The sequence below is a fragment of the Methanoculleus sp. MH98A genome (assembly GCF_000691865.1).
Taxonomy (GTDB): domain Archaea; phylum Halobacteriota; class Methanomicrobia; order Methanomicrobiales; family Methanoculleaceae; genus Methanoculleus.
In genome coordinates, this window is record NZ_JMIO01000005.1 from 1 (window position 1) to 10,409 (window position 10,409).

General features: G+C 57.0%; 10 protein-coding genes. 8 read left to right on the plus strand and 2 right to left on the minus strand.

Annotated features, from left to right (window positions below; genetic code table 11):
• Nucleotides 1–1,128 (plus strand): hypothetical protein (locus EI28_RS14320; protein ID WP_197018450.1); only part of this gene is annotated, 1,128 nt, incomplete at its 5' end.
• A gap of 124 nt (nt 1,129–1,252) precedes the next feature.
• On the opposite strand, the gene EI28_RS00760 is transcribed toward EI28_RS14320, so the two are convergent.
• Together EI28_RS00760 and EI28_RS00765 are read right to left on the minus strand one after the other, a co-directional pair.
• Complete coding sequence (locus EI28_RS00760; RefSeq protein WP_048111873.1) at nt 1,253–2,164, minus strand: Yip1 family protein; 912 nt, start codon at nt 2,162–2,164, stop codon at nt 1,253–1,255.
• A 43-nt stretch (nt 2,165–2,207) separates the two neighbouring features.
• Nucleotides 2,208–2,399, minus strand: coding sequence for a hypothetical protein (locus EI28_RS00765; RefSeq protein WP_048111874.1), 192 nt, complete (start codon nt 2,397–2,399; stop codon nt 2,208–2,210).
• 488 nt (nt 2,400–2,887) lie between these two features.
• Here EI28_RS00765 and EI28_RS00770 point away from each other — a divergent pair, with 488 nt between their 5' ends.
• The 7 genes from EI28_RS00770 to cas2 all read left to right on the plus strand — a co-directional run.
• Nucleotides 2,888–5,068 (plus strand): CRISPR-associated helicase/endonuclease Cas3, encoded by a 2,181-nt coding sequence (locus EI28_RS00770; protein ID WP_048111875.1) that lies wholly within the window; start codon nt 2,888–2,890, stop codon nt 5,066–5,068.
• Between the two features lie 25 nt (nt 5,069–5,093).
• A complete protein-coding gene (gene cas5c, locus EI28_RS00775) occupies nt 5,094–5,741 on the plus strand; it encodes a type I-C CRISPR-associated protein Cas5c (protein WP_231476507.1) in 648 nt (215 codons plus the stop codon).
• Nucleotides 5,738–7,636 carry a type I-C CRISPR-associated protein Cas8c/Csd1 gene (gene cas8c, locus EI28_RS00780; RefSeq protein WP_048111877.1) on the plus strand — a complete coding sequence of 633 codons (1,899 nt, stop codon included), beginning with the start codon at nt 5,738–5,740 and terminating at the stop codon, nt 7,634–7,636. The genes cas5c and cas8c overlap by 4 nt, the downstream gene beginning before the upstream one ends.
• Nucleotides 7,629–8,480 carry a type I-C CRISPR-associated protein Cas7/Csd2 gene (gene cas7c / locus EI28_RS00785; RefSeq protein WP_048111879.1) on the plus strand — a complete coding sequence of 284 codons (852 nt, stop codon included), beginning with the start codon at nt 7,629–7,631 and terminating at the stop codon, nt 8,478–8,480. The genes cas8c and cas7c overlap by 8 nt, the downstream gene beginning before the upstream one ends.
• The gene (gene cas4 / locus EI28_RS00790; protein WP_197018452.1) at nt 8,477–9,163 is read left to right on the plus strand and encodes a CRISPR-associated protein Cas4; all 687 of its coding nucleotides are present in this window, start codon (nt 8,477–8,479) and stop codon (nt 9,161–9,163) included. The genes cas7c and cas4 overlap by 4 nt, the downstream gene beginning before the upstream one ends.
• 68 nt (nt 9,164–9,231) lie before the next feature.
• Nucleotides 9,232–10,263, plus strand: a complete 1,032-nt coding sequence (gene cas1c, locus EI28_RS00795; RefSeq protein ID WP_048111881.1) for a type I-C CRISPR-associated endonuclease Cas1c — start codon at nt 9,232–9,234, stop codon at nt 10,261–10,263.
• A gap of 10 nt (nt 10,264–10,273) precedes the next feature.
• A partial coding sequence (gene cas2, locus EI28_RS13290; protein ID WP_082223036.1) for a CRISPR-associated endonuclease Cas2 occupies nt 10,274–10,409 on the plus strand: 136 nt, incomplete at its 3' end.

Genomic DNA, 10,409 nt, shown 5'->3' on the forward strand with positions numbered 1-10,409 from the left:
TCGTCCCTGACAAACAGCACGGGGTCCGACGAGTCGTCCCTGACAAACAGCACGGGGTCCGACGAGTCGTCCCTGACAAACAGCACGGGGTCCGACGAGTCGTCCCTGACAAACAGCACGGGGTCCGATGAATCGGCACCGACGAATGGCACGGCTACCGATGAATCGGCACCGACGAACACCACGACGACCGGGCTCATGCCCGACCTCGGAGTTGTGACGAACGAGTCCGTCTCTACCGACCCGCCGGCTGAGAACGAGACGGCCGCAGCGCTCCCCTCTCGCGCGGCCGTGCTCTGCATCTGGGAGCAACTCAACACCGCCGGCGGCACGCTTGACGACGATCCGGTGGAGCCGGGCAGCCAGTTCCTGCCGCCCTGCACCTACGGCGCCACGAAGGCCGTGCAGATCCGTGCGCTCGTTACCGGGGACAGCACGGTGTCGTATCCAATCGTTGCCAACGTGGTGTCGCCCGACGGCTCGCCCCTCCGGTGTGTCAACCTGACCCGGCAGAACTCCACGGTGGATGCGCTCGAGGAGGCCTCCGTGGCCGGTCTGGTCACTTACGCTCACGGGAAAAGCCTCAATGAGGCCGTGCGCGCCCTGGAGGAGGGCGGTGCAGTGATCTATGCAGGCGAGGTCGACCTCGCTTTCAACCAGGCGCCCGGGGATTACCGGGTCCTGGTGCAGGTCCTGTCCGAAGAGACGGAACCGGTCGATCAGCCGCCTGGGAGCATCTTCACCTACCTGCCGACGGCGTCGTTCGAGATCGACTTTGCCGCGATCAACTACGGCGTCGTCGAACAGGATGTCGATGCCTGGGTTGAGGGCGACGCCGAGTTCGGGACGACACAGAGCCCGACGGTGAGGAACACCGGCAACGTGCCGATCCAGGTCATTGTCACCCAGGATGACATGGGGGTTGACGGTCAGGTCGTCTACACGGCGAAACTCGGCGGTGACGGCACCCCCGTCGCCTTCGGGCCGATGGAGGCGGTGACCCTCCCCGACGTCGTGCCGGTGGACGAGACAGTGCCGCTTTCCCTCGCCCTCAGGGTTTCCGCTGGCGAGGGCACCCCGAACGGCAGGCTCTGGGTCAGCTGCGCCCCTGCAACGGGGGACGGCTGACCCGGCGCCTCTCTTTTTGTCCGGCGGGTCTCCCTCAATCCGAGGCCGGGTGTGTCTCCCGAAGATCGAACGTACTGTTTTAGTGCTCATACAGGTTGCAAATCGCCAGGTGCGGCCTCAAAAGTCAGGGGAACTTTGCCGCGGCACGCCCGGCAAGATCCTTTAAGAGTTCGTAATCAGGGGACGGTCCGTAGGTGAAGAATCTCTCGTAGACATCGCCTTTCGTGAATATGATGCAGTATCTCTCGTATGCCTCGACTGATCCCGAACCCGTGCCCGGTATCCTGTAGCTGATGCAGTTGTCGCCGATGTCGGGTGCCGGCAGTTCTTCGGCGTTTCGCGGCGGCACCAGCCCCCGGTAGTAGTTCTCGTCGGCCTGCACCATCTTTGCTGCGTTGCCCGGGGGGAAGATCATGACGAAGTGCCGGATATTCCTCGTGGTCGGAGGAGACGGTTTCTCCGTTGCGTACATCATCGAGTACTCCTTCAAGCAGCCGTAGTCTTTTGCTCTCCGCATGATGAGCCCGCTCTCGATCTCATTTGCGGTATAGATGATGATGTTCCCCGGGAGTTCCGAACGCTCGAGCAGGTACGGGCTGTCGGGGAGAACCAGTGTTCCGTTCCCGCTCGTGGGGCCGGTGACCATCGAGGCGGGTGCAGCGAGCAGGAGGACGATAATCCCGAAGACTGCAACGACAGGCAGGAACGCTGCGGCGCAGACGGCACCGGCGGCTCTCTTCGTCGAGACGTGGTGGAGTTCCCTGATCCCGACGTACTGGGGATAGAGCGTCGAGGCCGCTCCTCCAATGAGGCCGAGGACCGGGATCCAGGCGATGATGTAGAACGGGGTGTAGGAGTACATCGCCGCCTTGAGGGTCTGCCCGATCCCTCTCCGTCCCCCGAAGATGCAGACCCATATATGGAGCCATACGCCGATGGCGAGCGGCATCATGACGGTCGCGACGAGCAGGACCACGAAGAAGTCCTGGGGCCGGAGGGCCTGGGCGGCCAGCGACCACCTCGTCGCAATCGGCATGCCGGGGAGGGTGTAGAGCGTGGAGTCGATAATGTTATAATTTTTAGATGGAAATAGTCGCAATCGGCATGCCGGGGAGGGTGTAGAGCGTGGCGGTCATCAGCAGGGAGAAGAGGGCCGTGAGTTTGAGGAAGTGGAAGAGCGCGGGTGCGAGATGCTCTTCTTCGAGCTCCCGGAACGTATCTGTCGTCCTGAAGAAGATGCCCGTTATCTTCCGGGTGAACGAGTAAGGCATGCTTTCTACTTTGATACCGGTATAATAGGTCTGTCGATTTTTTCTGAAGATGCGTACGGCGCTGGTCCCGATCCCCCGACGCCTGCCGCGAGCAGCGGCATCTACCCCGGCGAAGATCACGCGCGAGATCCTGGGTGCGATCTTCTGGTAGACGGGCTGCCGAAACCGCCCCGACGTTGTTTCGGGATGTTGTTTCTTCGGCTGTTCTCCCCGATCGGGGCGACTCAGTACTTCCGGTAGACGCTGCTCGGGCTGCCGATCTCGATCACGAAGATCACCTTTGGGCACTCCTTCAAATTTCAATCCACGCGCCCGCGAAGGGTGCGACTCGCCGGGTATGGGCGGATGTTTTCTTCCTGACCCCTCCCAGCGAGAATTGGCCTGTGAAAGGGTAATTTTGCGGAAATCCCTGTCCCGGATCGGTGTCTAATACAAAACGGTTATATTTATCATCCCATCATTGAACTGTTAGATCGGTGACGCGTTTCATGTATTATGCTCATTCTACAGATGATCCCGGCAAGCGTGACTGGCAGTTGCTTAGGGTTCACCTGCAGAATGTGGCCGATATTGCTTCGGAGTTTGCAGATCGCTTCGGTGCCGGTGACCTTGCCTATGCCGGGGGTCTGCTGCATGACGTCGGGAAGTACTCGCCCGAGTTCCAGCGGCGGCTGGAGGGAGCGAATATCCGGGTCGACCACTCGACCGCCGGTGCACGGGAAGCAAGGGCGCTGTACCCGAAACAGGTCAGCCGTATCCTTGAGTATATCATCACCGGTCATCACGGGGGTTTATTGAACTACGGCAGCAATGAGAGTGGACTTGAAGAGCGCCTAGGGGACAGATTCCTCCCGGACTACTCGGCTTATCGGGACGAGATGCAGGTTCCCGATCTCGCGGGATTCCGCCTGGGTTTGCGGCCTGTCCAGAACAGGGTCGGATTTACGGTGGCCTTCTATACGCGCATGCTCTACTCGTGCCTCGTCGACGCGGATTCTCTCGACACCGAAGCGTTCGCAGATCCCGGGTCATCCTCTGTCCGGGGGCGGTACGAATCGTTCGAGATACTCTCCCGGAGGTTCGATGAGTACATGGCCGCACTCCTCTCGAACACCGAGGAAACCCCTATCAACGAGCAGAGGAGAGAGATCTACGAGCGGTGCAGAGGGATGGCAGCCCTCCCTCCACAGGTGTTTACCCTGACCGTCCCGACCGGCGGGGGGAAGACGCTCTCATCCATGGCGTTTGCGCTCGACCATCTGAGACAACACGATCTACAGAGGATTTTCTACGTCATCCCCTATACGAGCATCATTGAGCAAAACGCTGCGACGTTCAGGAAGATCTTCGGGAGCCGAAACGTGCTTGAGCACCACAGCAACTTCGATCCGAAGGCCATAACCGGCGATGACGTCGATACCGTGAAGCGTCTCCTCGAACTCTCGGCCGAGAACTGGGATATGCCGATCACCGTGACGACGAACGTCCAGTTCTTTGAGTCGCTTTTCTCGAACAAACGGTCGAAATGCCGCAAAATCCACAACCTTGCCCGGAGCGTGATCATACTTGACGAGGCCCAGATGTTGCCGACGGACTTCCTGCGCCCCTGTCTCCAGGCCCTCTCCGAACTCGTCCGAAACTACGGTTCCACGGTCGTCATCTGCACGGCAACCCAGCCGAAACTCAGTGACCTTCTGGACGAGTCCATCAGGCCCGTCGAGATCATGCGCTCGCCTGCAGAACTCTACGAAGCGTTCCGGCGGGTGCGCGTGAACGATCTCGGGTCGTTGAGCGACGAGGAACTCACTGCAAGGCTGAAAAAGCACCGCCAGGTTCTGTGCATCGTCAACACTAGAGCCCATGCACAGCACCTTCACGCAGCACTCTCGGAACACGGCAGGTGCTTCCACCTGAGTGCCAGGATGTGCCCCGTCCACAGAAGGAAGCAATTGAAGGAGATCAAGGATCTGCTCAAAGCGGGTGAAGAGTGTCGCGTCATCTCGACCCAGTTGATCGAGGCTGGTGTGGATATCGATTTCCCCGCTGTTTACCGGGCGATAACCGGTGTCGATTCTATCGCTCAGGCGGCCGGTCGGTGCAACCGCGAGGGGAAGGCGGACCGGGGCGAGGTCTATGTCTTCCGGTCAACCGAGGGGCACGGTCGGGCCACGAGCTGGCAGCGGCTCACGGCAGAAGTTGGCCGAATGGTCATGGACACACATGACGACCTGCTCTCCCTTCCGGCCGTCGAGGCCTACTTCCAGAGACTCTATTCGTATAAGGGCGAAAAAGGTCTCGACCGGGAGGGGATACTGCAGTCATTCGAGAAGAGGGCTCGTGAGTTTGCATTTTCGTTCGAGGATGTCGGCTGGAAGTTCAGCATCATCGAGCAGGGAACGAAGGATCTCGTCGTTCCTTATGGTGAAGAAGGGAGAAAACTCGTGGACGAACTCCGATCCAGTGAATCGCCGTGGAAGTATGCACGACGTCTGCAGGGGTATACGATCAACATCTATCCCAATGAGTTTCGAGAACTGGAGCGCGCAGGTGAAATCGATCTTTTCGGCGATAGATTCTATGTGCTGAACGATATGAGCAAATACTCCGAGGAGACCGGATTTATAAATAGAAAAGATATTGAAGGGGAGGGATCACTACTGATCGTTTAGGGAGGTGACGGCTATTGGCTATGGAGTGCGACTGAAGGTCTGGGGCGATTACGCCTGCTTCACCCGACCGGAGATGAAGACGGAGCGGGTGAGTTACGATGTGATGACCCCGTCGGCTGCACGGGGCATCCTCGAGGCAATTCACTGGAAGCCGGCCATCTGCTGGAAGATCGATAAGATCCATGTCTTAAACCCGATAAAATTCGACAACATCCGCCGGAACGAGAGAGGGGGTAAGATTCCGGCGGCGAAGGCGAAGAGCGCGCTTCGCGGGAAGGATGTTGCTTTATTTCAAGATCAGTCCCAGGGGGCTGTCCAGCGGGCATCTCTGCTGTTGCGCGATGTCTGTTACGGGATTGAAGCGCACTTTGAACTGACCGACAAGGCGGGGCCCGACGACACTGTCGAGAAACACTACAATGTTGCCCTTCGCAGGATGCGGAAGGGGCAGTGCTTCTACCGGCCTTACTTCGGCTGCCGCGAGTTCCCGGTCCGGTTCGAACTCGTTGAAGGAGAGATGCCGGAGTCCTGTTACACCGGAGAGAAGGATCTCGGGTTCATGCTCTACGACATCGATTTTGCCGATGATATGAAGGCTATCTTTTACCGTGCGGTCATGGTGGACGGCATCATCGATGTGCAGCGGTGTCTCGCTTTCGGGGGCGTCTCATGATCATCCAGTCTCTCTGCCGCTATTACGACATTCTGGAGGAGGATGAGGACGTAACGATCTCCCGGCCGGGATACAGCAGTGGAAAGGTGTCGTTTGCGCTGGTTCTCAGTCCCGAAGGGGAGTTGTCGTATGTCGTCGATCTCAGGAGTGACGACAAGAAACCGCGACCACGGGTTATGGATGTGCCGCTACAGCCTACCCGTGCAGCAGGCATAGCGCCTTACGTCCTGTGTGACAACGCGAAATATGTCTTTGGTGTTGAGAAATTCAAGCGAAGCGAATTTGAAAAGAAGTTCCTGAACCCTTCCAGTGAGGGCCCGTCTCCAGAGTACAGGGTTCTGGCTGAGAGCGATAAAGAGGTCGTTGTGGTTCATCAGCGTTCACGGGACTACTTTGAAGCCTTTAAGGCCCGGCAGCATGAGATATTCGATTCGCTTGACGATCCCGGCATCCGGGCCCTTTTCGCCTTTCTGGATTCCTGGAACCCCGAGGCCTTCACCAGGCATCCGAAGATCGTAGAGCACATGGATGATCTTCTCAGCGGAGGAAGCTGCATCTTCGAATGCGATGGGGTCTTCCTGCACACGAAACCTTCGGTGAGGAAGGCCTGGGAGCAGTACCACTCCAATAATAGAGACGGCGATACCTTTACCGCTCAGTGTCTTGTGACCGGAGAACTGGGTGCGATAGCCCGCATACATCAACACCTCAAGGGCGTTGCCGGCGCTCAAATGTCGGGGGCTTCACTCGTCGGTTTTAATGACGACTCGTTCTGCTCGTATGGAAAAAAACAGAGTTTTAATGCTCCGGTCGGCGAATCGTCGGTGTTCAAGTACACCACCACCCTGAACTATCTCCTTGCCCGTCGGGACTATCGAATGCGGATTGCCGATACAACGGTTGTATTCTGGGCAGAAATGAATGGTACCGCCTGCGAGGAGACTGTAAACTTCTTTTTCGATCCTCATGAGGATACAGAGGGAAATGCAGATGAGGATTCCTCTGATCCGGCAAGAGTGCAGAACTGGCGCAAGATCGAGTTGATGAGGGATGTTCTCGACAAAGTTCGGACGGGTCGCAAGATCCATAGCGAGGATGTCGGGGTGGACCCTGAGACGAATTTCTACATGCTCGGCCTGTCTCCAAACAACGCGAGACTTGCAGTGCGGTTCTGGCACGTTGACACCTTTGGCAGTTTCATCGTAAGAGCGGCACGGCACCACCTGGACATGGAGATCGTCAGGGGTGATTACGATCCACAATACGCATCTGTATATCGTCTGCTCAAGGAGACCGTTCCACAAAGTTCCGATAATACAGCGGCCTCGCCACTCCTCGGCGGTCTCCTTATGAGGTCGATCCTGAACGGTACGCCCTATCCGGTTCAGATGTACAGTGCGATTCTCAGTAGAGCGAAGGTTGAGCGGTCGATTAACTCTGTCAGGGCGGGCTTTATCAAGGCCTACCTGCTCCGGCTTGCGAGAGCCGGTCTGACGAATTTACAGGAGGATGTGATTACCGTGAGTCTGAACGAAGAGAACCCGAACGTGCCGTATCGCCTTGGAAGGCTGTTTGCAGTGCTTGAGAGGGCGCAGGCCGATACGAACAGGGAGATGAAGAGCACGATCAACAGCAAGTATTTCAGCAGCGCGTCGACGACCCCTGCCGTGGTCTTCCCCGTTCTGCTGAAACTTGCGCAACACCATATCGCCAAGTCCGACTGGGGATTCAAGATCGCCCAGGATATCGAAGAGACGCTGATGGGAGTTGACGAGTTCCCGGCATATCTGAGCCTTGAGGAGCAGGGGATGTTTATGCTCGGCTATTACCACCAGCGGAAGGCGAATTTCACGAAGAAAGAGAAAGTTGCAGGCGAGGTGAGTAATCATGAGTGAACCTATCAAAAACCGGTATGAGTTTGTACTGTTGTTCGATGTCGAGAACGGAAATCCGAACGGTGACCCTGATATGGGAAACATGCCGCGGGTCGACCCGCAGACCGGGCATGGGATCGTGACCGACGTCTGTCTCAAGAGAAAGATCCGGGATTACGTTGACCTGGTGAAGAGCGGTGTTCCCGGGTATGAGATCTACGTTCAATCCGGTGTGGTCCTGAACGAACAGCACAAGAAGGCGTACGATTATCTCGGCATTGACCCCAGTAATAAAAAACCGAAGGATAGCCAGCTGACAAAGTTCATGTGCGATAACTTCTTCGATATTCGGACATTCGGCGCCGTGATGACCACTGAAGTGAACTGCGGGCAGGTCCGCGGGCCCGTGCAGCTCAATTTCGGCCGGAGCATCGACCCGATCTTCCAGCAGGAGGTTACGATTACCCGCCAGGCGGTCGCCAACGAGAGGGACAGTGAGAAAGGGCAGACGATGGGAAAGAAGCAGATCGTTCCCTATGCCCTCTACCGCACCGAGGGCTACATCTCGGCTCATCTGGCTCAGAAGACGACGGGATTTTCCGAGGACGACCTGGAACTCTTCTGGGAAGGCCTGGTAAATATGTTCGAACACGATCACTCGGCCTCAAGGGGTAAGTTATCCGCCCGGAAACTCATCGTCTTCAAGCACGACACGGCCCTGGGATGTTGCCAGTCCCACCTCCTGTTCGATAAGGTCGGAGTGGAGCGAATCTCCGGGGATATGCCTCCGCGGTCATTTGGGGATTATCGCGTCACCGTCGATCGGGACGTGCCCGCCGGAGTTGAGGTCATTGAGAAGTTGTGAGTGCAGTGCGGTATACTGACGGAGAGTTGCTCGCGTTGTCGGGCATTCAGCACTTCTGTTTTTGCCAGCGGCAGTGGGCGCTCATCCACGTTGAGCGCCAGTGGGAGGAGAACCTCTGGACTGCAGAGGGGCATCTGGTTCACAAGCGGGTGGATGACCCGTTCTTCACCGAGAGCCGCGGCGATATTATAATATCACGGGCGTTCCCTCTTGTCTCATACGCTCTTGGCCTATACGGCATAGCGGACGTGGTTGAGTACATCCGTTCCGAAGATGGCGTCTCTCTTCCGGATCACGAAGGCCTCTGGGTGATGAGACCGGTGGAGTACAAACGGGGAAAACCGAAGATCGACGAGCGTGACGAGGTTCAACTCTGCGCACAGGCGATGTGCCTTGAGGAGATGTTCGGTATTTACGTTGACCGAGGTGACTTCTACTACAATGAAATCCGGCGAAGGGTGCCGCTGCAGCTGTCCGATGCACTGCGAAACCGCGTGTATGCTTTATCTGAAGAGATGCACGATCTCTTTAAAAAGGGTGTCACGCCCCCTGCCGGAACTTCCCGGAAGTGCAACCTCTGTTCGCTTCAGAATGTCTGTATGCCGAAGTTGACAAAGAAGGGTTTGTCCGTCCGTAAGTACGTGCGCAAGCATGTTAAAGAGGCCTGTGTGGAGGATGGTTGAGTGTTAAGGGGGGTTATAGTGAGTTGCTCTCCCGAAAACCGATCTCCTTCTGCCAGGAAGCGTTGCACATGAGAAAACTGTTGAATACGCTGTACGTGACGACGCCGGAGTCCTACCTGGCCCGCGAGAGGGAGAACGTCGTTGTCAGGGTCGATAACGAGGAGAAATTCCGTATTCCGATCCACAATCTCGAGGGGATTGTCTGTTTTGGATACATGGGAGTGAGCCCTCACCTGATGCGGCTCTGTTCCGACAACAATGTCGGCCTGTCATTTTTAACGGCGTCGGGGAAGTTCCTGGCACGGGTCAACGGACGGGTGCGCGGCAACGTTCTGTTGCGGCGAACACAGTACCGGAAAGCGGATAGTCACGACGAATCGCTGCAAATCGCGAAATCTTTCATCATCGGCAAGATCGTGAACTGTCGCACGGTTCTCGGGCGGGGGGTCCGTGATCATAGCGCTGTCATCGATTGTGATGCGGTTCGAGCGGTGGATGCGCTGCTGATCGAGAACTTCTTGAAGATCGAGGGCTGCGATTCTGCCGATACGCTCCGGGGGATCGAAGGGAACTGCGCAAAATTCTATTTCACCACTCTTGATGAGTTGATCCTCAAGCAGAAGGATGATTTTTACCTGATCGAACGGAACCGGAGGCCGCCACTGGACAATATGAACGCACTGCTCTCGTTTTTGTACACGCTCCTTGCTCACGACGTCGAGTCCGCTCTGGAGACTGTGGGGCTTGACCCCTACGTCGGGTTTTTCCACACCGACCGGCCCGGACGGCCGAGCCTGGCGCTCGATATGATGGAGGAACTGCGGCCGTTTATGGCCGACCGCCTTGCACTGAACCTTGTGAACATGAAGCAGATCCGCGGCGTCGATTTCTGGAAAAAAGAGAATGGTGGGGTTATTCTGACCGATGGGGGGCGCAAGTCGGTCATCGCTGCCTGGCAGAAGCGCAAGCAGGATACGATTACACATCCGTACCTGAACGAGAAGATACCTATCGGGCTGCTTCCGTATGTGCAGGCCATGCTGATGGCTCGTTTCCTGCGGGGAGATATCGACGGTTATCCGCCGTTCTTCATGAATTGAGGTGTTCTGGATGATGGTTCTGGTCACATATGATGTTAATACGGAGACTGCTGAAGGGAAGAAACGGCTTCGCAGGGTGGCGAAGGAGTGTGTAAACTATGGACAGCGGGTTCAGAACTCCGTCTTTGAGTGCCTTGTCGATCCTG